A 24,852-nucleotide genomic window follows, 5' to 3' on the forward strand; every position below is an offset into this window, starting at 1 on the left:
CGCTGCGCGATGGGCAAGCGAACACCCGTGCTCCGCACGGGTGTTGCGCTCGTGCTCCGCACGAGCGTCACCTGCCTTGCTGCGCAAGGCAGGTGACGCTCCGTCCGCTGCGCTCCCGGAGCTCTGCGGCCTGCGGCCTCGTGAGGGCGGCTTACGCTGCGCTCCAGCCACCCCGTGGCTCGATGCGCCACGCAGGCCGGCCCCGCTGCGCGGTGCGGCCAACGGGCCTTCGGCCCGAGCAGCGAGGGGAGGTGCCCTGCATCAGGTGATGCAGCATTTGTACCGAAGTATTTGACGCTCGTCAGGTTCTTCCTATGACGGTGCGTCATTTTTGAGGGGGTGCATTGTCCCATACTGCTGGGGCGGGATGGGCGTCTTCGAGGTTCGGGTGCAGAGCCCGTCGGGCATGAGCCATGCTCACTTATAGCGTGTGATGGGCTTGGCCTCTGGGGCCTTGCATCATAAATTTCTCCTGTAGAGATTCTACTCTGAGGGCCTACTGCCCCCGTAGATCGGAAGGCGGGATCTCGTGCCCAGGAAGCAGCGGCTCCGTCCTCATCAGGTCGAGGCAGTTGACGCAGTGGTCCGTGCGCTCGGGTCTCCGATGAGCAGAGGGCTCGCGGACACAGCGGTGCGTGCGCAGGTGATCGCGCCTCCAGGGGCAGGGAAGAGCCTTATCGCGGTCTATGCCGCCCAGGGGCTCCGTGCCGAACAGGTGCTGGTTCTGGTGCCCACACTCGATCTGCTGGGTCAGATGGTGGGTGTATGGCGTGCCGGCGGCCGGGGTGGTCGGTTGTTCGGGGTGTGTTCCGAACGGGAGCAGGCCGCTGTAGGGGTGCGGTGCACCACGGATGTTAATGAGTTGGCAGGGTGGCTCGCCCATGAGGGCCGGGTGACGGTGTTCGCCACGTATGCGGCTGCCGGGCTGGGTGTGCTGGAGCGTGCTCATGCGGCCGGTGTGGGTCGGTGGGATCTGATGGTGGTGGATGAGGCCCACCGGACGGCGGGGGTATTGGGGAAGCCGTGGGCTGTGGTGCATGACGATCGGCGGTTGCCGGCGGTGCGGCGGTTGTACATGACGGCGACTCCACGATTGTGGGAGGTGCCTGGGGTTGAGGGGGCGCCGACCGATGGGGCGGGACGGCTGGTGGCGTCGATGGACGATGAGGAGATCTTCGGGCCGGTGGTGTACCGGCTGACGATGTCGGAGGCGATCGAGCGGGGGTTGATCGCGCAGTACCAGGTGGTCTGTGTGGACATCGCTGACTCGCAGCTGTCGGCGGTGCAGTTGGTGGGTGCGCAGGCGTATACGGATGAGGTGCGGGGGGTGCGGTTGGCGGCCTTGCAGACGGCGGTTTTGAAGACTGCTGCGGAGCACCGGTTGCGGCGGGTGCTGACGTTTCATCATCGTACGAGTGAGGCGGAGGCTTTCGCCGGCGGGCTGGGGCGGGTGGCCGCGTCGCTGTGGGAGGCCGATGCGGCCTCGTTCGTGGAGCCGGGGGCGGTGTGGGCGGACTGGCTGTGCGGGGAGCATCGGGCGGTGCACCGGCGGCAGGTGCTGGAGACCTTTTCCGCTGGGGTGGTGAAGGATGCCGTGATGGAGTTGTGCGTGCTGTCGTCGGCGCGTGTGCTCGGCGAGGGGGTCGATACCGCGGCGTGTGATGCGGTGGTGTTCGTGGATGCGCGGGGCTCGACGCCTGATGTGGTGCAGGCCGTGGGCCGGGCGCTGCGGATGCAGCCTGGGGAGGGCAAGGTGGCCTCGCTGGTGGTGCCGGTTTTCCTGGAGCCGGGTGAGGAGCCGGACGAGATGCTGGCCTCGCGGTCGTACACGCATCTGGTGAAGGTGCTGACCGCGCTGCGCGCGCACGATGCCGAGGCCGTCGAGCAGCTCGCCGTCCCCCAGGCCCCCGGCCGGCAGGCTCCCTCGGTCACGGGCGGGACGGCGGGTGGGGTGGTCAGTGGGGCGGCGCAGGGGCTGTTGCAGTTCTCCACGGCCCGGGACCCGGTGCAGTTGGCGGCGTTCATCCGGGCGCGTGTGCTGCGGCCCGAGGGCGAGTACTGGCGGCGGGGGCTGCAGGCCGCGACCGCCTACGCCGCCGATCACGGGCACCTGCGGATCCCATACGGGTATACCGCCCCCGACGGCTTCGCACTGGGGGTATGGATCGCCAAACAGCGCATCGCCTACCGTCAGGGCACCCTGGCCGAGGAACGGGTGAGGGAACTGGACGCAGCCGGAATGGTGTGGTCCCACCGCGAGGTGGCCTTCTCCGAAGGCCTGGACGCCGCACGCCGCTGGGCGGCGGAGCACGGGCACCTCCTTGCCCCCGCCGAGGCAACCTGGCAGGGCTACCCCGTGGGGATCTGGCTGCGTGACCAGCGTGCCGCCGCACGACGAGAACGAGCGGTGCAGAACGGTCCCGACGGGGGCCGGGCATCGGGAAAGCGTGACGGAGCGCGGCGGTGGCGGGAACTGGAGGCGATCGATCCCGCTTGGTGCCCGGTCTGGGACATCGCCTGGCAGCGGTGCTTTTACCTCGCCCGCGCCCATGTGAACGGCGGCGGGAAACTGCCCACTGAGCCCGGGGAGCTCGTCGTCCAGGGCGAGGACCTCGGGCGCTGGGCCGGCGCCCAGCGCACTGTTGCCGTATGGGACGGCTTGCTGCCCGCGCAGCAGTGGCTGCTCACCGAGGTACTGCACTTGGCGCCGGGCGAGGGGCAGCCTCAGACAGGCCCTGCCCCGGGCAGGACGCGGGCGCAGATGTGGGCCGACAACCTCGCCGCAGCCCGCCAGTACCAGCAGCGGGAAGGGGACCTGAACGTCCCTCGCCAGCACGTGGAGACCGTGGACGGCGACGACCGTGCGCTGGGAGTGTTCATCGCCAATTGCCGTGCACGTAAACAGCGCCTGGCCCCTGAGCGGGTGCGGGAGCTCAGTGACGCCGGGATGAAGTGGGCCTGAGCCCCGGGTATGAGGTGACCGGGGCATGGTCGGGCGTGGGGGCAAGGTCAGCGGCGGAAGCCTCGGCGTGGGTTTCGGGCCTCCCTCTTGTTGAAGGGTGTCGAACCAGGCGAGCAGGCGGAGGTCTTCCATTCCCAGGCCCTGGTTCGTCGGGCTGTCTGGGTCCTCGATGCCGGTAAGGGATGCGCCGAAGAGCATCGGGACGTCGTGGTCTTGGAAGAGAAGTTCGGAGCAACTGTCCCACGTGCAGTCGTCCTCGTGCTCGGGCAGTGCGTGGTGTTTCCGCCCGTTCGCCGAATGGGGCGTCCTTCGCGCTGCCCGGCGCCGAGCAGACAACCCGCGCAATCGCAGGCGATAAACCCGGTGCCGTCAACGATCACCCTCGAAATACTGGTCGCCTACGGATGAGGTCAAGGTCGTCGTCGCCCACTCCGAGCGCGCGACCCTGCGGGCCCGACTGGTGTGAGTGCGGTCTGACGCATCGAGCAGCAACTTCCAGTCGGGTCGAACTCCTGGCCTCAGGGGACGTCGGGCGCGGTCTCGAGAGCCATCTGTACCTCCGCGGTGAGCGGGTGACCGATGCCGAGCACCCGGACACAATCCTCGGTTAGTTCGGCGAGACGCTGATCGCGATCTCGCGGGCTACCGCGGGACACGTATAACAGGCGGGCCCTGAGCGTCACTTCGTGGTCCGGTCCAAGCAGTCGACGGGCGTCCGCATACAAGCTCTCAGGGGTGGCATCCACGACCGGACGGCTGCCGCCGACGTCCGTATCGCCGGTCTTCAACAGGGCGAGCCGGATGCGCAGCATGCTGAGGCTGTCCCAACCCATGGAAGCGTTCGCCGTCGCCAGGAGTTCGTGACCGATTTCCTGAGCCTCGGTGACAGCGCCCTCGTCGTGTAGCGATTCGACATACGTGAGTTTGATCTTCACTGCTTCGGGGTGCAGGTACCCGAGAATGCGGTCAGCCTCCGCTGCATTGACGCGGGCGATGTCGACCATCTCTGACAAGCGCTTCGACCCGCGCAGCACGGAAATTAGCGCCGCCCGGGCCCACAGCACCCGCTGGTGATCTGCGCCGAACCGCCCTTCGGTGTCCTCCACCAGATTGACGGCGCAGTCAGTAGCCTCCGCCGTCTCACCGCAGCGGATCAGGCCCTCGACGACGCTGGCTCGCACCCACAGAACTATCGGGTGGTGCGGGCCCAACAGCTCAGACAGACCGGGGATCTCATGACGGAGGTAGTGGACCGCGGAGTTCCAGCCCCTGACTTGGGCGGCCGCGTACAGCGCGTCGATCCGGGCCAGGCTGAGGTCCAGCGCGTCCACAGCCGGATCGCCTTCCCAACGAGTGAGCAGCCTGTTGGCGTGGTGCCAGGCGCCAGTCCAGTCGCCGGCGGTGCCTACCCAGTAGACGAGCCGCCGCTCAGTCAGACGTGTGTAAGGCGAGTCGGGGCCGAGCATCTGGCGGGAGTCTTCACGAACGGCTTTGGTCAGCCGGACCGCTTCCCTCATTCGACCCGCCTCCCCGGCCCAGTAAGCCGCGGCCTGCCGAGCGGCGAGCGTGCCTAGATGGTCACCGCCGAGCCGCTGGGCGCAGCGCTGGACGAGCTCGTTGGCTTGCGAGGCGGCCGCCTCCGGACGGCCCGAGCGTCCCAGATGCCGGATCGCCGTGGCCAGCTCCCCGATCTCCGGGTTGCGGGCGGGCCAGAGTTGCTCCACTGGGGCCAGCCGCACCAGTCCTGCAGCGTCGCCCTCCCCTGAGCCGTCGTCGTCTTGTTCGTCGCCCCAGCAATTGGCGATGGGGCGGGCGGTCTTCGACAGGGACTCTGAGACCAGCATCGACCACCTGCGGGCCCACCGGTCTGCGTCCCTCCAGTCAGCGGGCAATGCGACGCCTCGCTCATCGGCGGCCTTCAGGCAGACCGCGACGAACGTCATGACGCGGGGACGGTCGGCGACAGATACATCGCCGTTCTTGAGCATACGGTGAGTGGTGGTGCGAGCAAGCACCTGCATGCCTGTCGAGCCGAGGGAATTAAGCCGCCTTCCCTCGTGGAACTGCCGCTGCGACAGTTGCTCGATGCGCTCGTACGAAAGGCCAGCCAGGCGCTTCATGGCGCAGAGGTCGTCCATGAACGACATCAGCATTCTCGTGCGGTGCATGTCCCCCATTGGCCACGTCCCCCGGTCTCTGCCCTGCACCTGTTCCGCATTAGCTCTTCCCCGGATAGGTATCGGGCTACGCGGTCAGGGCGTTCCGAAACATCCCAACATGGGGCTCTGACCGCCGAGATGCTGGGCTGTCGCCGCACAAGTGCCGGGGGGTTGGTCGAAGCGGTGAGAAGGCAGTGACTCCCGCTTCGCCTGCACTCTCCCGATAACTGCCCCGAGCGGCGGCATCCGTGAGCTGCCCGGGGCATCCTGACACGTCCCGGCGACAGCACCGGATATCTGGGCCATCCGGGGCTGTCCCAAGCCGCGTGCGGATGGTGGGACAGCGGCAGATTGAGGGCGGGGAGTCGGGTGCAGCTTGGAGGGCAAGATCGTGGATACGTGGAATCTGTTGCTGATCATCGCGGCTGCGGTTTGTGCAACCGCCCGTCTCGTAGCGTTGACCTGTGGGTTTCTACGGGTGCTGCGGGGCTCCCGGCCAGCGGACCGGGTCGAGCTGTTCGCCTGCTTCACTGCTGCCATCAGCGGCGCCCGTTCACTACGCCGTCGATCAGGATCGTCTTGAACACACTGGGCCCCTGTGGGACGTTGGTGCCACCGGGCGGCCGCGGTGAAGAGGTGGATCTTGTCGAGTGCTATGGAACCGCTGGCAAGCGTGCACCTCAGAGGCTGCGCGTGCATCTCCCGGGAGATGCACGAGTCCGCCGTACGGATCGCGGGCGCTGTACATGGCCCCTCTGGCCGACCGGATTTCGTACTGGCCATCGACGGTTCGTCCGGAGCTGGGAAGACGACGTTGGCTGCGTGCATCGCAGCCCAGTCCGGGGCCGACGTGTTTCACATGGACGACATCTATCCGGGCTGGACGGGCTTGGAGCAGGGTGCCCAGTACCTCGTCGATTGGATACTGCGCCCACTGTCGGAGTCCCGCCCGGCAATCTGGCGCAGATACGACTGGTACACGGGGGAATTCGCCGAGACCCACACGATCAGTCCCGGCGGACCGCTGATCGTAGAGGGCGTCGGTTCGTACAGCCTGCAGTCGGCGCCGTACCTTCACTCCACGATCTGGGTGGAGGCAAACACGCCGCAGCGCCGCGCACGCGTGGAATCCAGGGATGGTCTCTCCACGGCCCAGATGTGGCCACTGTGGGCAGCACAGGAGGAGACGTTCCACCGCAAGCACAGGACACGGGAAGCGGCGGACTTCCTGATCCAGAATCCCTGATCGTCTCCCTGTACAGCACCGTTCTGACCTCCGGCGCCGCCAGCCTGATCGGCCCTCGGGACGTCCGACACCAGGAGGCCGGCTGTATCCCGCGCCGCTCAGTCGAAGCGTGGTCGCCATCGGCTGGAGCGACCATGGTGAGAAGACACGGCCGGCTACGCCGACCAACTGGCCGAGACCGCGGCGAAGAGGCATCCACCTACATCCTGATCCGCGCCGTGTTGTACCCGGGCGGTATCACCGACCTCAATCTCCTGGAGTTCGACGCACGCAGCGCGACCACCGCCTTCCCCGCGCAGTACCTGTGGGGCCCCGGGTTCGTGAGGAAACCCTCGTCTGGTGACCATCAGGCCGAGTCCGATCTGTGCGACTACCTCCTCCAGACCGTCCTCGTCCGAGTTCATGAGGGCCACATCGGCCTGCCCGTGTATCCGGGCGTCGAGACCGCGGTCGATGCGCAACGCGGCACCTGGCACGCGTTGCGCGTCGACCGCGGTCTCGACGCCCTCGCCCACCTCCGGGCCCTCGCAGACGCCGCGGCGGGACGCGCAGAGGAAGCGGAATGCCAGGTGTGCCCTGTGGATACGCTCGCGACCGAGGACCTTGCGGCAGTTCTGAAGGCAGCGCGCGGCGCAGGCGCGGACACAACGCCATTGCACGTCCCGGACGTGCGCACGCCCTTCGCGCACTGGCTTGCGGGTTCGGCGACCTGACAAGGCGTACGGCTACAGACGATGTCACCTCCACACGCTGAGCCGTTGCGCCTCCCACGGGCCCGGGCGCCAGCCGGGTGGCCCCCAGACGACGATCTGCGGGGCGAGGTCGGGCACTTCACCAACCGGTTCGTCACCGCCTTGCACACTCCGCAGCAGCGGGAGATCTTCCTCAAAGCCCCCAGACCAGGCACCGGCTACCAGGACCACAAAGGCGGAAGGGTGAGGGCATCGTCCGCGTGCGCCCGGTGGGGTGCGGGGTGTCGCGGTGAAGGCTGCTGGGGGGCGACCGTGGCCGGTAGTGGGCCGACGTCAGGACACCGCAGGTACCGGAGGGTGCACCTGAGGTGTCACTGACCGTCGAGTGGTGCTGCTTGACCGGGGGACGCGCTGTGGCTGTGACGGGTTCAGCATGCGCGGTGCCCTGCAGTGGGCGCTTCGGCTGACGGGGTTCGTGCACGGTGAACGGGTACGGAAAGCGGCGGCGCAGGGCCTGAAGGAGGAGCTACGTGCCTGACATCGGCGAGGACTTCGGTTCGACGGGCCTGGTGGGCCGTGGCTGGCTTGAGGCCAAGGCTGCTGAGATGTTCACCGAGGTGCAGCGGGCGGACACTAAGGCGGCGGCCTTGTGTGGCGTGGCTGGTGGTTTGCTGGCCGTCGACGCTGCAGCTGTGTCGGCTCTGCCCAGTGCTGGGGCTTTGTTGACCGCTGTCCTGGCGGGCGTTGCCGTTTTACTTGGCCTATCGCTTATAGCGGCTTTGTCCGCGATTCGTCCCGTTCTGCCGCGGGGCGGCCGGCTCAGGGTTTTCGCGCGGGAGGCTGTGGACTGCAGCCGGTCCGAGGAGGTCTTGTCGGCCGTGGCGGCCATGAGCGTTGACGGGCCTGCGCGAGCCGAGGCCGAACGACTGGCGCTGTTCACGGCTTTGGCGGGCCGGAAGTTCCGCACTGTCAGGCGGGCTGCCGATCTCATTGCAGCCGCCGTTACGTTGGCCGGAATTGGGTTGTTGATCGCTTACACGCCGCTTGAGAGTATCGCGGCGTGACGGCCGCCACACTCGGGGGAAGTATGTATCAGCCGCATGCTGCGGTCATCGGTGAGCGTTTATGGTCCCGGTTACGTGACTTGGCCCCTGTTCGTATGCGTCCGGCCAGAAGTGTGCTGCTGCGGCAGGGGGATCCCGGCACGCATGTCATCCTGCTGGCTTCCGGATCCACCCTGGTGACCCTGACCGGGCTGCACGGGGAGCGGACGCTGCTGGCGGTGCGCGGCGCAGGAGAGCTGCTGGGCGAGCTGGCCGTCCTGGACGACCAGCCGCGCACCGCGTCGGTCATCGCTGCGGAGGACTGCCGGGTGCACGTCATCCCGGCCGTTGACTTTCTTGGCTTCGTCGACTCGCACGGGCTGCTGACTCCGCTGCTGCGTCACGCCATCGCCCGGGTCCGCGAAGCGGAGACGGTACGGCTCGAGCTGGCCACCGCGCCGGTTCCTGTGCGTCTGGCCTCGGCTCTGGGCCGCCTCATGCATGCCGCATCCGCAGGCCACGCCGAGCACGTGGTGCGTCTGACCCAGACAGAGCTGTCACAGATGATCGGCGCGTCCCGCAATGCCGTGGGAACGGCGCTCAAACCGTGGCGCGAGCGGGGGTGGCTGGCCACGGAGGCTGCCGGCGGGCTCCTCATCCGCGACCTCACCTCCATCCAGTCACACGCGCACGCCCACAGGTGACCGACCACACCGGCACCGTGCCCACTGCTGGGCACCACCTGGGCCCGGGCACGGCCAGCATGGGCGCCACCGCAACTTCCCGCGACCCAAAGGCCGGTGACCCGTGACTTCTCCTGTCCCGCCCGACGCTGTCGATGTACCGCCGGAGCACGCCCTCCTGGTCGTCGACATGAAGGAATACAGCCAGATCCCCGAGGCGAAGATGGCGCCCACCCGCACCGATCTGGACGACATCTTGGCCACCGTGTTCGCACAGAGCCGGATCGAAAGCATCACCCCGCTCGACAGTGCCTACAAGGACCGGGGGGACGGTGCCATCTTCGTGCTGCCCGCCCGGCACGCAGCGCGGCTGGTCGATCCCTTCCTCGGCCACCTCGGCCAGGCGCTCGAGCGCTACGACCAGACGCGGCTGGCCAGCGCCCCTCGGATCCGGCTGCGGGCGAGCGTGCACGTCGGGCCGCTGACACCGCCGGAGCACCGCGGTGACGCCGCCGTCGATGCCTGCCGGCTCGTCGACAGTGACGCAGTCCGCGACGCCCTGGCCGCTGCGATGGACCATGGCGCCCTCTTGGCTGCTGCCGTGTCGGACGCCGTGTTCCGCCGTACCGTACGCGCCGGCCGCACGCCCGCTCTCACGGAACGCCAGTTCCTCAAGGCCACTGCCCGCGTGGACGGCAAGCCCGGCTTCGAGGAGACATGCTGGCTGTTCGTCCCGGGGCTGGTGCCCTCCGTGATCAGTGCCTACCTCGCCAGGAGTGGCGATGCAGCACCACGCGAGCCGCTGGATTCCGCCGCGCAGCAGGCCGCGAAGGGCCGGGAGGCCAAGGAGCGCAAGTCCAGTGTGAGGCAGAAGGGGAAAGCCAGCGGCAAGGCGCGGCTGGTGCAGGTCGGCGGCGACTACATCACCGGTCAGGAGCAGTCATGAGCGGGCCGGACATCATCGAGGCGGTGCCCGTCCAGCAGGCCGAGGCGTCCGGCCGCGCACGCGTGACGCAGGTCGGTCGCGACTACGAGGAACACCACCACCGGTACGTGCGCGGCTGGGAGTACCTGCGCGGGGTCGGGATGGCTGACCGCGAGATGGACCTCGTGGAGAACGCGTTTGTCGATGCCCTGGGCAGCAACGGTTCCGGGCAGGTGGCGCACGCCGTGAGTATGCTGAACCGTCCGCACGGCAGGCGCCACGTGCTGGTGCTGCTCGGGGAGACGGGCACGGGCCGGCGCGCAGCCGCGCTGCGCGTGCTGCACAGTGTGGGGGTGCCCCGGGAACGGATCCGCTGGCTGGTCCTGGACTGGGACCGGCCGCGCACGGAGCAGCTTCCCCACACCAAGGGGCACGGGTTCGTCTTGGATCTGACGGCCTGCCGTGGGCTGGACGAGGGCTTCTACACCGGGCTCGCCGACTACCAGCAGGAAGCCGAAGCAGCCGAAGCCTTCCTGGTTATCCTGGCGACCCCGGAAGGCTGGAATCCCGGGACGCTGGCGACCGTGCCCAGTGTGCGCATGATCCGCCCGCCGGCGACCGAGATCGCCAAGGCCCACCTGCGGCACCTCGCAGCCGACCGGGTGGACTGGCTGTCCAGTGCTCCCCTGGACGCGCTGCTCGCCCAATCGGCTGAGCCGTCCGACGCCGCTCGTCTGGCCCTGCTGGTCGCTCAGGCTGGCGAAGACAACCGGGACGCGGTCAAGCAGGAGTTCACCGACTGGCAGGACCATCTGCAGAAGTGGTTCGAAAAGCATTCGAATCCGGAAGACCTGCGTGAGCGAGCGCTCCTGATTGCCGCCGCCCTGCTGGAAGGTGTGCCGGCTGACGTCGTGCTGGATGCTGCGGACCGGCTCTTCGCGGAGGTCGGCGGCGTTCTGCCGCCTGGTGGCGCGCTGGCCGGCCGGGGCCTGGACGAACGGCTCCACGCCATCAAGGCCTCACAGGACGACGACGAGGCGCTCTCGCTCGAGGCCCGGCAGCACGGACTGCCCGAAGCGGTCCTGAAGTACGTGTGGCGGCAGCGGCCGCAGCTGCGCCGGGTACTGCTGCAGTGGGCCTCGCACATCAGCGCACCCAACGGGGTCGCCGTACGCCATCTGCGTCGCATCGCCGACTGCCTGGTGCAGCTGTCCTTGCTGCCCGGCGGCTCGGTGGTGCAGTTGGTGGCGAGCGACTGGATCGCCACGGGCCGCTCCGCGCACAGGGAGCTGGCCGTTGAGGTCCTGGAAACAATGGCGCTCCACCCGGTGACGGGCGCAGGTGTCCGCAAGCAGCTGTACGACTGGGCCCATCAAAAGGGCACCAGCAAGGAACTCGCCACGGCAGTCGCCGATATCTGCGCCGGCCGTCTGGGACAGACGTATCCGCGCATCGCGCTGACCCGGCTGCGTCTGCTGGCCTCGCGCAGCGACGGCCTGGCCCGCGAGGCGGTAGCCGAGGCGGTACGCCGTCTGGCGAGCACTCCTGAACAGCGCATCCTGGTGCTGTCGGAAATCGTCGGCTGGGCCGAGGCCGCCGACAGCGATGTCCGCGAGGCCGGAACAGACACGTTTCTCGCCCTCACCGACATCGCCTGCGACACCCTTCTCCCGGTGCTCGCAGCGCGGGAAACAGGCGAAGACGCCGCCGACACGCTCGCCGGTGAGTTGTTCGTCCGCGGCTGGCGGGCAGCACTGCAGGACCCCAATGCGGCTGGGACGGCCCATGCGCGTCTGGCCGCATGGCTGGACTCCCCCCGGTTGTCCGACGACCAGGTCCTGCCTCTGGCAGCGGCGGTGCTGCACGGCCATCTCGGCCAGCGGGGCGCAGCCGAACTGCTGGTTGGCTCCTCCGGCAGTTCTGACCTGGGCAGGATGCGGCGCAGGCTGCTGCTCGACCTGCTGATCTCCCAGCACACGGCCTCCCCCGCGGAGCCCGGATCCGCCGCAGAGCCCGGCAACGACGCCATCGTCACGGCCGCGTGAGCATCCTCCCCTGGCGCCGCACAACCGCAACTGCCGCCCTCGATGCGGCCGAGACCCAAGGGGCACATCCGCTCGTCATGAACGACGAGCGGATGGCCAGCTGCATCACCAGCGTCTTCTTCACCGTGCGCGTCGACGGTGCATGGCGCCGGACGCACGCCGATCCGGCAGATCACCACGACCCTGCCGCGCTCGCGCGCCACCACCTGCGCCAGCAGGCCACCCGCCTGCTGTGCCAGTACTCCGTCCTCGATCTCGGCGCAGCCCAGGACGCAGCCAACACCGCCCTGATGCGGTGGAGCCACCCCATCCCCGGCCTGGAGGTAGCTGGCTCGGTTCAGCTGACCGCCACGGCACGCGACCGTGACTTGGCCGCCGAACATGCGCGCCGGCAACAAACTTTGGACCTGGAGGACGCGCTGCAGATGCGCCGTCTGGCCCATCTGCAGCGCGTGCTCGCCGACCCAGACCTGAGAAGGGTGTGGTGGATCGCCGAATTCCCCGACCGACTCAGCGAGCTCAAGGAACTGACAGACGCACTAGAAGGTCTGCCGCTGCCGCATGACCCCGCACAGGACGATCTGCGCGGCGACATCAGGCACTTCACCGACCGGTTTATCACCGCTCTGCACACCCCACAGCAGCGCGAGATCTTCCTACAAGCCCTCACCCAGACCCTGCACGCCCTGGGTCACCACGACCTCAAAGACACCGCCGCCCGCTGGCAGCAACGCGACGACCCCGGGAGCACGCCGACATGAATTACCGCACCACACGATGGCTTTTGGCACCTCTGCGGCAACTGCGCACCCGCCGGCTCATGGCCCAGCACGGACCGGCCCTGCCGTATGACACCGCATGGGCCCTGATCACCCTGCACACCGCGCCCGACGAAACCGCCCTCGTCCGCGCCTGGGCCAACGAACACCCCGGCACTCCAGGAGTACACCACGATTACTGGCACAAACTGAGCAGCACAGAACAACGCCGCCGCCGCGCATGGCTGCAGCGCCACGGCCACTCCCCCATCCAGCTCCTCGGCCTGGACCCGCTCCTCGTCCACAGCACGGGCCTGCACGTCCTCGACTGGGGGCGGCCGCCAGAGCCCGGTAACACCTTCGGCGACGAGCAGGTGAGCGGTGTCCTCAGCAAGGAGCCGGCACCACGGGGCGGCGACGGCATCAGCCGCGACGGCGAGGAGGGATCACGGCGAGCAGACGGCCGTAGGTGACGTATCGGCCTGCTGCCGACGATCGCGCCGACCAGGTGCACGGCATTGATGCGCAACGAGGCGCGGCTGGAACCGTACAAGCGCAATGAGGTTCTGAGCAGGTGTCTTCTTCCGCACGGCGGCAACCGGTGAGGTGGTGCGGCGGATCAGCCAGCCGGCAGGCAGTCGTGGGGAGTCGGGCCAAGCCCTGGCAGGGGCTGCCAACTGCCGGGGTGTTAGCGCCACACCCGACGACCCGGCAGCGCGTGGGTCTTGCGGCATCGACCCGGGGCGCCAGCAGGCACCGGCCGACCGCAACGAAGCTGGCGGCCGCGGTCGCCGCCACGGGTCTCTTCGCGCGCTACCACCTACCCGAGCACGCCCGCGCCGCATCCGCCGCTCTCATGACGGAGTAGCGAGACCAGTCGGCACGCTGTAGATCATTCACGGGACAGACAGTTATCGGCACTGCATGTCAGCACCGGAGGCCAGCCATCCTGCCACGCGAGCGGTTCTGAATGAGCGGACGGTCAGTCGTGACGGGCAGGGCCGTGCTGGATCACGGCCACTGTACAAGCTAAAAGCAGGCTGACACTGAGGGAGATCACCGCTCCTACTGCGCCTTGCAGCACGCCGCCAATCGTGGTGCAAAGGGTGACCGCAGACGTCGTGATGGCAGTGCGGCGGTGCGGAGCGGAGCGGGCGCTGCCAGCAAGACGGGAACGACGGTGGCGGGGACGCCATGTGCGATGGGGGTGACGCGTGGCGAGTTGGGTTTCAACGGCGTCTAGTGCGTGTTCGAAGCGTCGGTCGAGATCGTCATCGGCGCGGACGTCGTGCTTGAGCCTTACGTAGGATCGGTAGAGCCGGACGACGAGATCATCATTGGTCTTGATCGTCATTAGCGCTTCCCCCTCACGTCGGCGAAGAACGACTCGAGCACGCTGAGATCGTGGTTCGCTCCTGCCAAGTTAGCGAGTTTTTCCCTCTCGCGTTCTCGGTTCTCGAAAACGGCTGCTCCCATGACCGCTGCGACGTTTTCATTGGCGAGGAGATCGAGAAGCTTCGCCTGGTATGCCCGCCGGTCGTCAAGGGGCAGTTCATCCAGCACCTGCAGGCCTTCGCGCAGCGCGAGGTACTTGCCCTTGAAGTAGGCGTCGAACACTTGCACCAGGGAGTAGTCGGCGTCCCGCGTGTCAACGCCAGCGTCGATGCGCTCTTGGACGATGCCGTCCGCCCTCTCGCGCAGGGCACGGTAGCCGCGGAGGCTGTGGGGCTCAGAGAAGGCCAAAATCCAGGCTTCGTCGGCGACTTTGCGGGGGTCGAGGTGCAGGGCTGCACACTTGACGAACAGGTAGAACTGCAGAGGAACGACGAGACTCTTGTACTGCAGCCGCATATGTGTGCGTTGAGGGTCGTCGTCGCGGCGCTGCTCGGCCCGCCGGCGGCTCAAGGCCAGGCCTCCTTCGGTTGTGCACCAGGCTGTTGAGGGGTTTCTGCCTGTCAGGCAGCGGGCCTTCGTCGGCCAGACTCGGACCCTACACGTCCCACCTGGTGGCCGTGACCTTTCCGATGTCACACTCCGTGATCAGGTGAACATCGGTCCTCGTGAGTGGTTGCACAGCACGGTCACCGTCCACTATGACCCCTTGCCTGGGGGTGGAAATGGGAGGGGTGACAGGGCAGATTTAGCGGAAGTATTTGATGGAGCATCACCCGACGACTAGCAATGGCCAACGAACGTGTATGCGGAACGGGATATTCATATCGCATTGGGGGGCGTGTGTTAGCTGAGTCGATCGCGGCCTTAGCGACGGCAGGTGGCCTGGCGGTCGTACAGGCCGCAGGCACCGATGCCTGGAGAAGTGTTCGAGAGCGCGCTGCCCAGATGCTGGGCGGAGGGGACTCCGAGCAGCATCAGGCTGAGCTGATCCGTCTCGATCAAACGGAAGCCGGCGTGACAGGCGAGGGAGACCTCGAGCGACAACGCCTCTACTGGCAAGGTGTATGGCAGACACGCTGGGAGGTGTTCCTGCAGACTCTGCGTCCGGATGAGCGTGAGCAGGTCGTCACCGAACTGCGTGAGCTCGTTGCATCTGCCGGTACGTCACCTCAGCTGCCCGGGCACCAGGCCGGTGCGGGCGGCCTGGTGGCGGGAGGCGATGTGTCGGTGACAGCGGAGGGTGGCTCGGTGGCAGGTGGCGTGGTTCGAGTAGACGGCGGGGTTCACCTCACGCCCCCTTTTCCCCACCGGCCGCAACCGTAATTCCTGTCCCCACCGCAGGCTCGACGGCCCAGGTGATCGCTCAGCTCGGCTCCGTGGCGGCCGGGAGAATGGACGTCGCCCAGTTGGTGGTGTCCGCAGCGACGCCGGGTGAGCGGACGGCTGTGACCGTGGCACCACCAGTGGCGGAACGCGATCAGCGCTACCCACTGCGAGGGCGGGAGCAGTTGGTTGAGAAGCTCCTGCATCTGTGCGCGGGACGCAGCGATGGCCGTATGCACGTGCTGCACGGAATCAGCGGCAGCGGCAAGACGGCCATCGCCCTGGAGCTGGTGTATCGGCTCTCCAGGACTGGCCCTCGTCGGGTGTGGTGGGTGGATGCCCGCCACGCGGCAACGTTTGTAGCCGGGATGCGGGTGGTGGCGCGGCACACGGGTCTGGACGAGGACGAGGTCGGCGAGGCCGCTGCAGATGCTTTATGGGAGAGGCTGAATGCCTCGACTCGGCCCTGGCTGCTGATCGTGGACAATGCGGAAGATCTCACCGTGCTGGACGGCCCCGGCCGGCTGGCCGCGGGGACAGGTTGGCTGCGCCCGCATGCCTGTAACGACGGGATGGTCGTGGTGGCCACCCGTTACGGGGTGGCTCGCTGGTGGGGCGGGGCCGCAGTTCTGCACCCAGTGGGCCCCCTGGCGCCCGACGATGCTGCGCAGGTTCTACTGGACCACGCTGGTAATCACGCCGGGACGGTGCAGGCGGCCAAGGCACTGGGGAGACGGCTGGGCGGCCTGCCTTTGGCGCTGTCGATGGCCGGCTCCTATCTGGCGGAAGTCAACACGATGCCGGAAGCCCTCAGGGAAGCGGGCATGCCCCTGGACTTCGCCACCTACCACCAGGTACTCAACAAGCACGGCAGCAGCCTCAATCCGGCGCGGGTGATCGCCCATGCCTGGCAGATGTCGATCGAGTTGCTGCATCAGATGGGTTTCGCTCACGCAGGACGGCTGCTGACGGTGCTGTCCGCCTTCGGTGAGGCGCCGATTCCATACACGCTGCTGCTGCGGCCGGCGAAAGTGTCGGCCGTCCTGCCTGGCCTTGCCGATCTGGACGGAACGACACTGTGGCGCACGCTGCGCGAACTTGCCGCACTGGGGTTAGTAGATCCTCTAGACCTATCCGCAACAAATGGAGGGCTGCCCTGCGTGAGACTGCATCCGCTGATTCGGGACATCGCCCGTGCCGAGACCACCACCGCTGTCACGCTGATAGAGCAAGCCCTGCGGCTGGACGAGGTACGCCTCCCCCCGGAAGACCCAAAGTCCTGGTCCGCATGGGCGGCCTTGACACCGCACGCACTCGATCTGCTGCAACACGCCGGAGACGGTCTCCCCCAATTGTCCGTCCCTCAGCGGACAGTCTGCGCCGATGCTGCGGAACTCGCCGCCCGCTACCTCCAGACCCAGGGACTGTTCGCCCAAGCCCGGAGCGGCTTCAAACGGGTGCTGGACATTCGCTGTGAGGTGCTAGGTCCGGATCATGTGGAGACCATCACCACCCGACACAATCTCGCCTCCATCCTGCACGACCTAGGCGCACTGCACGACGCTGAACCCTTGCGACTGCAGGTGTGGAGCTCCCTGGATCGCATCTGCGGCACGGAACATCACGACACGCTCATCGCCCGCCATGAGCTCGGCAGGCTTCTGCACGACATGGGGCGTCTGGACGGGGCCGAAGACCATCTGCGATGCGTCTACCGGGCGCGGTTGCGCACCGGAGGACAGCAGGACTCGAACGCGCTCGCAGCGCGACACGAGCTGGCACGCGTCCTGCACGACCGGGGCGATCTGGAGGCAGCCCGGCAGGAATACCATGCGCTGCTCACGATCCGGCTGCAGCAGTTCGGCGAAGACCATCCCAGCACCGCCACCACTCGCCACAATCACGCCTGCGTCCTGCACGACCTGGGTCTGATGCAACAGGCTCACGACGAATGCCGACGTGTCCTGGATTCCAGGACACGTCTCTACGGGTTCTGTCACCCCAAAACGCTGGCGACGGCTCATCTCCTGGCGACGGTGCTGCAGGCGCTGTCGCGCAGCACCGAGGCACTGCAGCTGCTACAGCAGGTCTGCGACTCCGCCCGCCAGCTGCTGGGCGCCGACCATCCCCAGACCCGTCGCTACACACATGCCCTTGCGGCTTTCACCCGGGGGCGCTCCAGCAAGGAGGAATGACTGCGACCGCATGCGGCAGGGTCAGGCGCCAGCCTGCTGCTCTCTGACCACGGCGGTGATGGTGCGCACGCTGGCCACAGTGCGACTGGCCCCGGCATCACGCAGCATCCGAGCCTGCCGTGTCGTGGCGGCGACACCAACGAACGGGATACCCGCCGTCTGGGCAGCCAGCGCATCGGCGATCGACTCCCCCATCAGCAGCACGCGGGCGTGCGGAGCCTTCAGAGCCGCGGTCGCCTGCGACAACCCGTGCGGGTTGGGTTTCATCAGCTCTGGATCACCGGGGCGGCCGAAGACAGCGATCCGGCCGGGCGGGATGTCGGTCGGCAGCCGCTCAAGGAAAACGTTCACCGCGTCGGAGGCGTGGTCGGTGACCACGGCCAAGCGCCGAGGGCTGTCCGCCAAGGCACGCAGCAGCTGACTCACTCCCGGAAGCGGAGCGACGTGTCGCGCGGCTTCCATCTCGAATTGCGACAGCAGTCGGTCCAACTGGTTGATCTGAGCTGGTGTGCCATGGCGTACCAGAGCGCGCAACATGCCGACCGGATCGGTTGGGGTTTGCGGTGGCAAGACCAGCTGCAGCGACTGCGCTCCGCTCAGCAGGCGTTCTGAAACGGTCTGCAGATTGCGGCCGAACAGCCGACAGAGCAGTCCGTCGAAGCTGAACAGCACGGCCTCCGATTGGGCGAGGAGGTCGTGGAGGTCGGACTGCTGCATGTGGCCAGCCAGGGCTCGCTCGTTGACCTGGACGAAAGCCTGTACGGCGGGGTAGCACGCGTCATACCAAGGCCGGTAAGCGGCGCAATGTTTGGCGCCCTGCTCCGAGATGCGGTACTCCGCCTGTGCGGCATCCTTTCCGGTGGTTCGTCGCTCGAGCAGTTGGGCCGGGATCATGGCGAGTTGCTCGCTGGTTGCGTTCAGTTGCCCGGTCGAGAGCCAGCCGCCCAGCGGCCGCAACGCGTGGAAGAGGGCGATGGCACGCCAGGCGTCCAGGGGCAGCATGCACCGGAAGAAGGTGTCCAAGTTCTGCGGAAGAGCATCGATGACCTCACGGATTTTGCGCCCCTCAGCCTGGGCGGCCGCCTGCCCTTTGGCCTGTTCCTCGGCGGTGGCACCGTAGTTCGCTGCAGCATCGAACTTCGCCTTGCGCCGCCGCATCCCCCTCAGCCGAGCGATCTCGTGACCCACGATGCGAGCAATCGTCAAAGGCGACCGACGATACAGACCGGCCAGCGCGATAATCTCGTCGTCACCCGGATCGGGCTTGTCTAGATTTTTCGGCTGCAAGTAAAAGGACAGCAGGCAGGACAGCGGCTCACGCACCTCGTCCAAGCGCTGTGACAGAAGCGGAGCCCGGCGCAAATGCTCCTCCACCTCACCCGCAGTGATCGCAAACAGTTCCGCCAGCTCGCTCATGAGATTGAACTTGTGCGCCGGCACGATGCCCTCGTTCTCCAGACGTCGATACGTCCGCAAGGACAGACTCAACGCTCTGCTGACGTCTGCGGCTCGCAGCCCGTGAGCGCGCCGCAGATCGGCCAAGGTCCATGCCTGGGCCCGGCTGGCGTCTGACAGTTGCAGCGGCTCGATCCCTAAGGCCTGCGCCAGATCTCGGATCCGCCGCGGATCAGGTCTGACCAATCCGTTTTCATACGCGAGCACTTGGGACTTGGTGGCGTCGATACGCCGCGCCAGCGCCTCAGCGCTGATCCCCCGCCCGTCCTCAGCTGCGGCCCGTGCCTGGCGCAGCCTTGCCCCGTCGAACATGTCGGCGAGCCCTCGTGCCATTCCGACCTCCCAACACCACGGTAGGTGCAGTTTAGTGACACCCCATCACGATGCAGCGCCAAGATTTTTGGGGCCAGCTGTGACCCGTGAACAGCCATGTTGGCAATCAAGCGGGCGAAGGGCTGTAGAGTTTGGCCTTAGGCCTTCACTATGAGGGCTCACCACCCATGGGCCCAGAAGCCGTATCCCACCAGATTCGGCTCCCAGACCCTTGGACACATAAGGAGAGGGCCCCGCATCTTCCGACCCTGCCTAGGACGAAGAGACGCGAGGCCCTTGGGGCGAGGGTTCCACGCACCTGGCGACCGGTGACTACCGGAAGCCGCTGGACTGGCCTCCAGCTGGTGCTTGGTCACCCTCCTTCGGGGCTGGCAGCCCCGTCGGAGATGACGCCATCTCCTGCGCTCCCTTCCTTGGCTGCATTTTCGAAGGTGCTCAGCCAGGGAGGGGGCGCACGTCACACCCTATCGGTGAGCAAACCCACTCCGCGCACCGGGTCCCTGGTTACCTACGGACACATCGAGCCGGTCCACGAAACCGCAGGCAGCGCAACCGCTGTGGCCACGCATCTCACCCAACGCACGCACCCCACAGCTCAGTTACTGTGAGTTACCCCACAAGGTGGGGGTAGGCACGTCTCCTTGCGACGCCGATCGGGCAGGCGGACGGCGCCCGCGGCGTCTCCGCGAACGCCCGCCTCACCTCCCCGGCCGGGCGGCGTGCAGGGTCCGGCGGTCGTGGATGCCGCCGGTCCACCTCCACAAGACGTTGTCTGGGACGATCCTTCAGGCCAGCGCCCGAGCACTCCGCAACCAGCCTCCTCCTCTGCTTCACCGGCAGCGTGATACCGCGGTCCGCGGCTGCGCCCCGCCGCCCTCGCTATCAAACTCCGGTGAGGCGTCCTGCGCACCCTCTGCATCTGCGCCGCCCTCGGCCTGGGCGCCGCCGTTTGCCCCGGCATCTGACCCGGCGGCCAGCGAAGCGAAACTTTTGCCCATCAGCTTGGGCCAGCGCGAGGAAGGAGAACGGGGGTCTGCTGTCGTCCCCACGACAGCAGACCCCACCGGCCGAGGCCGAAAGCCTCAATTCCGGCCGCGGGGCCGAAAAGGGCTCAACGAGCGAACTTCACGCGCCGCTTCACTATCTGTACAGAAAATGCTCCTACCCTGTAACGCTGAGTGAAAGTCCGTTCCGGCGTTCATGCCTACCGTGAGGGAGCCGCATCGCCATGCCCATGTTGCTGATCACGGGTTCGTACCACATCCTCAACGGCCGGTCAGACGGAGACACCATCCACTTCAAGCCCGACAAGAAGGCGGAGTGGGACCTCGTCCCCGGCCCCCACAAGGTCGAGCACAACACCTCCGGCAAAGCCAAGCTACGGCTGGACGCCATCGACACACTGGAGACGCACTACACACGCAACGGCAACCCCGAGGTCCACCAGCCGTGGCTCCACGGTCGTGCCGCACGGGACGCGCTGACGAACTGGCTCGGCTTCACCACCGTCGACCGCGCGCCGGACGAGACCGTCACCGCCGCCACCCCCACCACCCGACCCGGCTGGATCCTCACCCGCGGCGCGGGCCGCGACAAGCGCTGCATCGCCCTCGCCGGCAAGGGCACACCCCCGGGCACCAGCGGCACGCAAATCAACGTCGACGAGGCGCTGCTGCACACCACGTTCAACCACTACATCCTCAAAGAGGGCCTGGCCTACCCGACGTACTACACCAACCTCTTCCCCGACCTGCGCGGCGAGCTGACCGCCGCGGTGCGCCAGGCACAAGAGGAGAACAAGGGCCTGTGGAGGGACGACGACACGCTCGACGGCGCGACCGTCACCGACATCGACTCCCTCCAGGACGACGCCGTGATCCTGCCCAAGCTGTTCCGGCGGCTGGTGAACACCTGTACCTCGGCGACCCCAACAACCCGGACTTGACCGGCTTTCCCGCCTTCCTCGACCAGGCCGCGGACGAGTTCTGGATCATCTCCACGGGCCACTCCACCACCGGCCTCGACGCCATCGTCGAGGTCATCGACAGCAAGGTGCGGATGACCCACCCGCCCGAGGACCTCGTCTTCGCCGAGAACTGAACCAGGAGCGCCATAACCCCTGCCGTGAATTCTCGCGCCCCGGGAAGAGTTGGAGCGGGAGGTGGACGCTGAACTGGACGCGGTCAGCTCCCTGGCCCCCGCTCACGCCACCGTGACGCGGCTCGGAGTGACCGGGGGAACCCGACTCTCCAGTTCGGCGGCGCGGGTGCGGACGTCGTCGGGTGTGCGCAGGTCAGTGTCCCCACTTCTCGGACGCTCGGTCGGCGATGCGTGCCCGTTGCGCGCGGTACAGGACGTACGCGGGTCGGCCTCCCATTCGGCGTCGCCCAGGGACGCCAGGAGGTAGCCAGTGCGGCGCGCAAGGTCGGTGTGCAGGCTGGTCGGCTTCACCTTGCAGCGGATGCCGTCGGTGAGAACCGTGACCTGCACGTAGGTGTCTCCAGGCTGGGAGGCCTCGACGCGGTACCGGTAGCCGGAGCGGTCGCAGGCGACGTACTCCTGACCGGGCTCACCTGGCCGAGGTGAAGGGCGTATTCCTCGTATGCGAAGTGCTTGCTGTGCACCATGTAGTGGTAAGGCCGGTCGTTGCGCGAGGACCGGATGTGCCGCGCTCCCGGAAGGCCGGAGCCGTGCCCTGCGGCCCGGGTCTTAGTCATGATCACATGCGGCTTGGGGAGTGACGGCACGGCTTGATCCTTCCTGGATGTGTGCGGGGGCGGGTGCACCTCTTGGGTGCACCCGCCCCCGGATGCAGAGGACCTACTGGAGGGTGCTGACCGTGACGTCTTCGGGCAGGGCGGCCTGGAACTCCTCGACGCTGCCGAAGGCGCGGGAGGTGATCTCCTCCTCGATGCCAGCGTCGATCACCGGCTTGGCGATCTTGCCGAGGATGCTGCGGAAGTACTCCGGCGTCTTGATTGTGTCGGTGGGAAGCAGCAACGCCTGACGGTGAGTTCGGGGAACGCTTGAGGCGGCTCGGCCGCAGAAATATCGGTGAGTTCTAGCAACACGAGAGCCCGGCAGGGGCTGAGCCCGGTCTCGGTGTCAGCCCTGGCCCTTACGATGCCCGGTTATGACCGATGACGTGCTCAACTACTCTCGACCTGGGCTCTTAACGAGCCTGGACTCGGCCCAGCTCCGGCTCATTGAGGGACTGCCGGAGGACCCCGTGGGCGTCTGTGCCGCCGTGCAGGGCCTGGTCATCCAGCCCGCAGACGCCGCGGCGCTAGGGGTGCCCGAGGACCGGATCGCCGAGAAGAACATCAGGCCGGTCGACAAGCTGATCACCGCGTTGACCGCCTTGGACCCTGCGCCGCTTCATCAGCCCCGAACGCCCGAGACGCGGGTGATCGGCACCTGCCGTCACTTCGCGACCATCGCCTGTGCGATCTTGCGGGCGCGGGGTATCGCCTCCCGAGCTCGGTGTGGTTTCGGCACCTACTTCCTCAAGGACCGCGGCGTCGATCACTGGATCACCGAGTACTGGGATGAAGACCACAACCGCTGGGTGCGGGTCGACACCGAGCACCTCGGCAAGAACTACGTCGACCGCCCCGACGACCTCGCCCCGGGCGAATTCCTCACCGGGGGTGAAGCGTGGCTCCACTATCGCAACGGGTTGATCGACCCGGCCCTGTTCGGGGTGGCCGGCACCGATCACGCCTGGGGACCGCATGAGATCAGCGGCAACGCCGTCCGCGACCTCGCCGCGCTCTGCAAGCAGGAGACACTCAACTGGGACGAGTGGGGCCGCATGACCGCGGCCTATGAGGGCAAGACCGGTCCCGATTACGACCAGCTGATCGATGTGGTCGCCGACACCTGCGCCAAGGACAATTCACCCGCCTTGACACGTCTGTTCGCCCATGACGATCTGGCAGTTCCGCAGCACGTGCTCGTTTGAAGCAGGGCAGGGACCGGGCACTGGGCAACGCCCGCCGTTCCGGTCCCCATCTTGCTCAGGTCATGGCAGCCTGTTCGGCCTTGGCCCGAGACTGGGCCAGGCGGTAGGAGTCGGTGCCGGTCTCGATGATCGTGCCATTGAAGGTCAGCCGGTCGACGATGGCCGTGCAGAGCCGGGGATCGGTAAACGTCTTGGTCCATCCGCCAAAAGCCTCATTGGAGGCGATGGCGACACTGTTCTTTTCCTCACGCTCAGTCAGAACCTGGAAGAGCAATTCAGCGCCGTGCTTGTCGAGCTCCATGTAGCCGAGTTCGTCAATGCACAAAAGATCGACACGGCCGTAGCGAGCGATCGTCTTGGTCAGCTGCTTCTCGTCCGCGGCCTCGACCAGCTCGTTGACGAGCTTCGTCGCCAGGGTGTACTTCACCCGGAACCCGGCCATCGCGGCCTCGGTGCCCAGCGCGATCAGCAAATGAGACTTGCCAGTGCCGGAGTCGCCGATCAGGCAGAGCGGCTGCCCCTTCTTCACCCACTCGCAGGTCGCAAGCGTGTGGACGACGGCGGCGTGGATGTTGGGATTAGCGTCGAAGTCGAACTCCCCCAGCGACTTCTGCCTGGGGAAGGCCGCGGCCTTGATCCGGCGCTCGGAGCGGCGGCGGGCTCGGTCGTCGCATTCGGCCAGCAGCAGTTCGGCGAGGAAGGCGAGGTAGGACATCTGCTCGCGGGCGGCCTGCTCGGCCAGGTCCGGGAATTTCCCGCGGATGGTGGGCAGCCGGAGCATCCTGCAGGCGCCGACCACGGCGGTTTCGGCCGCCTGCTCACTCATCCGGCGGCGGCTGGTGGCGTTCATGGCATCTGTTCTCCCTTGCTGGCAGCGGTGTTGCCGCGGGTGCGGCGGCCAAGGAGCTGGTCGTAGGGGGCCGGTGAGGGCAGCGGCCGGGTGTCGGGCGGGAAATGGGCCAGCCGCCGCGCGGTCAGGAAGGTGACGGTCGGCTCCCGCCGCCGCGGCTCCGGCTCGGGCAGGGTGGTGTCGGCGTCGTCGGCTTACTGGGCCTTGCGGGCCTCTAGCGCGACAGCGTCCGCGGTCAGCGCGCCCACCCGCAGGGTGGCGGCGAGCCCGGCCACCAGGTGCTCGCGCGGGATGCGCCGGCCCAGCAGGAGCACGTCTATCAGGGCCCGGGTGCCGTCGCGGTCGCCCCGGACCTTGCAGGCCGCGGCCCACCACGCGTCGTGGACCGGGGTGAACTTCCCCGCAGCTTTGGCTTGTTCGAGCGCGGTCGCCCCGGGCAGTGCGCCGGGCTTGCGCACCAGGGCTTCCAGGTAGTGGTCCAAGACCAGCCGTTCCCCGCCTTTGGCGATCAGCCGTTCGTGCCGGGCGATCTCCGTGCTGCCGTCGTAGACGACCAGTTCGTTGGCGTGCAGCACTGCCCGCACCCGGCGGCCGATGTAGCGCACCGGCACCGAGTAGCAGTTGGTGCGGACCGAGATCCGGCTGTGCCGGTCCACCCGCAGCGCGAAAGTGCCGCTGGTGTCGAACGGCTCGTCCGGCAGCGGCTTCAACAGGGGCTGTTCAACGGCGAAGTACTCACCGATGGTGCGGGGCCGCATCCGGATGCGGCGGGCATCGTCTTGTTCGTCCCACTGGTCGACGCGCAGGTTCAGCTCGGCTAAGAG

20 protein-coding genes and 1 pseudogene are annotated in these 24,852 nt (G+C 67.4%); 13 read left to right on the forward strand and 8 right to left on the reverse strand.

The window, feature by feature from the left end; all coding sequences use genetic code 11:
• Positions 1–529: 529 nt before the first annotated feature.
• Positions 530–2,962, forward strand: coding sequence for a DEAD/DEAH box helicase (locus GTY47_RS18705; RefSeq protein WP_010049001.1), 2,433 nt, complete (start codon positions 530–532; stop codon positions 2,960–2,962).
• Positions 2,963–3,480: 518 nt separating this feature from the next.
• Here GTY47_RS18705 and GTY47_RS18710 read toward each other — a convergent pair.
• Entirely contained in the window at positions 3,481–5,130 is a 1,650-nt protein-coding gene (locus GTY47_RS18710) for a hypothetical protein (RefSeq protein WP_158688490.1), read from the reverse strand.
• 850 nt (positions 5,131–5,980) lie between these two features.
• Between GTY47_RS18710 and GTY47_RS18715 the strand changes: the two genes are divergently transcribed.
• The 8 genes from GTY47_RS18715 to GTY47_RS18750 all read left to right on the forward strand — a co-directional run bounded on the left by GTY47_RS18715 (position 5,981) and on the right by GTY47_RS18750 (position 12,986).
• Positions 5,981–6,367, forward strand: coding sequence for a phosphoribulokinase (locus GTY47_RS18715; protein ID WP_158688491.1), 387 nt, complete (start codon positions 5,981–5,983; stop codon positions 6,365–6,367).
• 134 nt (positions 6,368–6,501) lie between these two features.
• Positions 6,502–7,080, forward strand: a complete 579-nt coding sequence (locus GTY47_RS18720) for a hypothetical protein (RefSeq protein ID WP_158688492.1) — start codon at positions 6,502–6,504, stop codon at positions 7,078–7,080.
• A 509-nt stretch (positions 7,081–7,589) separates the two neighbouring features.
• A complete protein-coding gene (locus GTY47_RS18725) occupies positions 7,590–8,123 on the forward strand; it encodes a Pycsar system effector family protein (protein ID WP_010049008.1) in 534 nt (177 codons plus the stop codon).
• Between the two features lie 113 nt (positions 8,124–8,236).
• Positions 8,237–8,806: a Crp/Fnr family transcriptional regulator gene (locus tag GTY47_RS18730; protein ID WP_010049010.1), complete on the forward strand. Its 570-nt coding sequence runs from the start codon at positions 8,237–8,239 to the stop codon at positions 8,804–8,806.
• A gap of 169 nt (positions 8,807–8,975) precedes the next feature.
• Positions 8,976–9,731 carry a hypothetical protein gene (locus tag GTY47_RS18735; RefSeq protein ID WP_050810353.1) on the forward strand — a complete coding sequence of 252 codons (756 nt, stop codon included), beginning with the start codon at positions 8,976–8,978 and terminating at the stop codon, positions 9,729–9,731.
• A complete protein-coding gene (locus tag GTY47_RS18740) occupies positions 9,728–11,755 on the forward strand; it encodes a hypothetical protein (protein WP_010049014.1) in 2,028 nt (675 codons plus the stop codon). Before GTY47_RS18735 ends, GTY47_RS18740 begins: the two co-directional genes overlap by 4 nt.
• A gap of 77 nt (positions 11,756–11,832) precedes the next feature.
• Positions 11,833–12,516, forward strand: a complete 684-nt coding sequence (locus GTY47_RS18745) for a hypothetical protein (protein WP_010049016.1) — start codon at positions 11,833–11,835, stop codon at positions 12,514–12,516.
• Entirely contained in the window at positions 12,513–12,986 is a 474-nt protein-coding gene (locus tag GTY47_RS18750; RefSeq protein WP_158688493.1) for a hypothetical protein, read from the forward strand. Before GTY47_RS18745 ends, GTY47_RS18750 begins: the two co-directional genes overlap by 4 nt.
• A gap of 509 nt (positions 12,987–13,495) precedes the next feature.
• On the opposite strand, the gene GTY47_RS18755 is transcribed toward GTY47_RS18750, so the two are convergent.
• Together GTY47_RS18755 and GTY47_RS18760 are read right to left on the reverse strand one after the other, a co-directional pair.
• On the reverse strand, positions 13,496–13,867 hold the full coding sequence (locus GTY47_RS18755) for a hypothetical protein (protein ID WP_158688494.1): 372 nt from the start codon (positions 13,865–13,867) through the stop codon (positions 13,496–13,498).
• Complete coding sequence (locus tag GTY47_RS18760; RefSeq protein ID WP_010049020.1) at positions 13,867–14,418, reverse strand: hypothetical protein; 552 nt, start codon at positions 14,416–14,418, stop codon at positions 13,867–13,869. Before GTY47_RS18760 ends, GTY47_RS18755 begins: the two co-directional genes overlap by 1 nt.
• Before the next feature lie 881 nt (positions 14,419–15,299).
• Between GTY47_RS18760 and GTY47_RS18765 the strand changes: the two genes are divergently transcribed.
• Positions 15,300–17,426 carry a tetratricopeptide repeat protein gene (locus GTY47_RS18765; protein ID WP_202458425.1) on the forward strand — a complete coding sequence of 709 codons (2,127 nt, stop codon included), beginning with the start codon at positions 15,300–15,302 and terminating at the stop codon, positions 17,424–17,426.
• Between the two features lie 21 nt (positions 17,427–17,447).
• On the opposite strand, the gene GTY47_RS18770 is transcribed toward GTY47_RS18765, so the two are convergent.
• Entirely contained in the window at positions 17,448–19,214 is a 1,767-nt protein-coding gene (locus GTY47_RS18770) for a helix-turn-helix domain-containing protein (protein WP_010049024.1), read from the reverse strand.
• 1,228 nt (positions 19,215–20,442) lie between these two features.
• Here GTY47_RS18770 and GTY47_RS18775 point away from each other — a divergent pair.
• Positions 20,443–21,159 (forward strand): hypothetical protein, encoded by a 717-nt coding sequence (locus tag GTY47_RS18775; RefSeq protein WP_010049025.1) that lies wholly within the window; start codon positions 20,443–20,445, stop codon positions 21,157–21,159.
• Positions 21,156–21,314: a hypothetical protein gene (locus GTY47_RS41885; RefSeq protein ID WP_010049026.1), complete on the forward strand. Its 159-nt coding sequence runs from the start codon at positions 21,156–21,158 to the stop codon at positions 21,312–21,314. Before GTY47_RS18775 ends, GTY47_RS41885 begins: the two co-directional genes overlap by 4 nt.
• Before the next feature lie 102 nt (positions 21,315–21,416).
• On the opposite strand, the gene GTY47_RS18780 is transcribed toward GTY47_RS41885, so the two are convergent.
• Together GTY47_RS18780 and GTY47_RS18785 are read right to left on the reverse strand one after the other, a co-directional pair.
• Positions 21,417–21,704, reverse strand: coding sequence for a hypothetical protein (locus tag GTY47_RS18780; RefSeq protein WP_010049028.1), 288 nt, complete (start codon positions 21,702–21,704; stop codon positions 21,417–21,419).
• A gap of 330 nt (positions 21,705–22,034) precedes the next feature.
• Positions 22,035–22,214, reverse strand: coding sequence for a hypothetical protein (locus tag GTY47_RS18785; RefSeq protein WP_029181817.1), 180 nt, complete (start codon positions 22,212–22,214; stop codon positions 22,035–22,037).
• A gap of 133 nt (positions 22,215–22,347) precedes the next feature.
• Between GTY47_RS18785 and GTY47_RS18790 the strand changes: the two genes are divergently transcribed.
• Positions 22,348–23,178, forward strand: a complete 831-nt coding sequence (locus GTY47_RS18790) for a transglutaminase-like domain-containing protein (RefSeq protein ID WP_029181818.1) — start codon at positions 22,348–22,350, stop codon at positions 23,176–23,178.
• A gap of 55 nt (positions 23,179–23,233) precedes the next feature.
• Here GTY47_RS18790 and istB read toward each other — a convergent pair whose 3' ends face one another.
• Both istB and GTY47_RS40305 read right to left on the reverse strand, forming a co-directional pair.
• A complete protein-coding gene (istB, locus tag GTY47_RS18795; RefSeq protein WP_010049032.1) occupies positions 23,234–24,028 on the reverse strand; it encodes an IS21-like element helper ATPase IstB in 795 nt (264 codons plus the stop codon).
• 194 nt (positions 24,029–24,222) lie between these two features.
• Positions 24,223–24,852, reverse strand: a pseudogene (locus tag GTY47_RS40305) (IS21 family transposase); the annotation flags it as partial.

The sequence above is a fragment of the Streptomyces sp. SID5464 genome, assembly GCF_009862985.1.
GTDB classification, from domain to species: domain Bacteria; phylum Actinomycetota; class Actinomycetes; order Streptomycetales; family Streptomycetaceae; genus Streptomyces; species Streptomyces chartreusis_D.

Excerpts from the sequence above, each read along its gene's own strand:
- GTY47_RS18720 (WP_158688492.1), top strand. The coding sequence starts at position 6,502 with ATGGTGAGAAGACACGGCCGGCTACGCCGACCAACTGGCCGAGACCGC.
- GTY47_RS18745 (WP_010049016.1), top strand. The coding sequence starts at position 11,833 with ATGAACGACGAGCGGATGGCCAGCTGCATCACCAGCGTCTTCTTCACC.
- GTY47_RS18735 (WP_050810353.1), top strand. The coding sequence starts at position 8,976 with ATGAAGGAATACAGCCAGATCCCCGAGGCGAAGATGGCGCCCACCCGC.
- istB (WP_010049032.1), bottom strand. The coding sequence starts at position 24,028 with ATGAACGCCACCAGCCGCCGCCGGATGAGTGAGCAGGCGGCCGAAACC.
- GTY47_RS18775 (WP_010049025.1), top strand. The coding sequence starts at position 20,443 with ATGCCCATGTTGCTGATCACGGGTTCGTACCACATCCTCAACGGCCGG.
- GTY47_RS18740 (WP_010049014.1), top strand. The coding sequence starts at position 9,728 with ATGAGCGGGCCGGACATCATCGAGGCGGTGCCCGTCCAGCAGGCCGAG.
- GTY47_RS18770 (WP_010049024.1), bottom strand. The coding sequence starts at position 19,214 with ATGGCACGAGGGCTCGCCGACATGTTCGACGGGGCAAGGCTGCGCCAG.
- GTY47_RS18710 (WP_158688490.1), bottom strand. The coding sequence starts at position 5,130 with ATGCACCGCACGAGAATGCTGATGTCGTTCATGGACGACCTCTGCGCC.
- GTY47_RS18790 (WP_029181818.1), top strand. The coding sequence starts at position 22,348 with ATGACCGATGACGTGCTCAACTACTCTCGACCTGGGCTCTTAACGAGC.
- GTY47_RS18765 (WP_202458425.1), top strand. The coding sequence starts at position 15,300 with ATGGACGTCGCCCAGTTGGTGGTGTCCGCAGCGACGCCGGGTGAGCGG.
- GTY47_RS18715 (WP_158688491.1), top strand. The coding sequence starts at position 5,981 with ATGGACGACATCTATCCGGGCTGGACGGGCTTGGAGCAGGGTGCCCAG.
- GTY47_RS18755 (WP_158688494.1), bottom strand. The coding sequence starts at position 13,867 with ATGACGATCAAGACCAATGATGATCTCGTCGTCCGGCTCTACCGATCC.
- GTY47_RS18750 (WP_158688493.1), top strand. The coding sequence starts at position 12,513 with ATGAATTACCGCACCACACGATGGCTTTTGGCACCTCTGCGGCAACTG.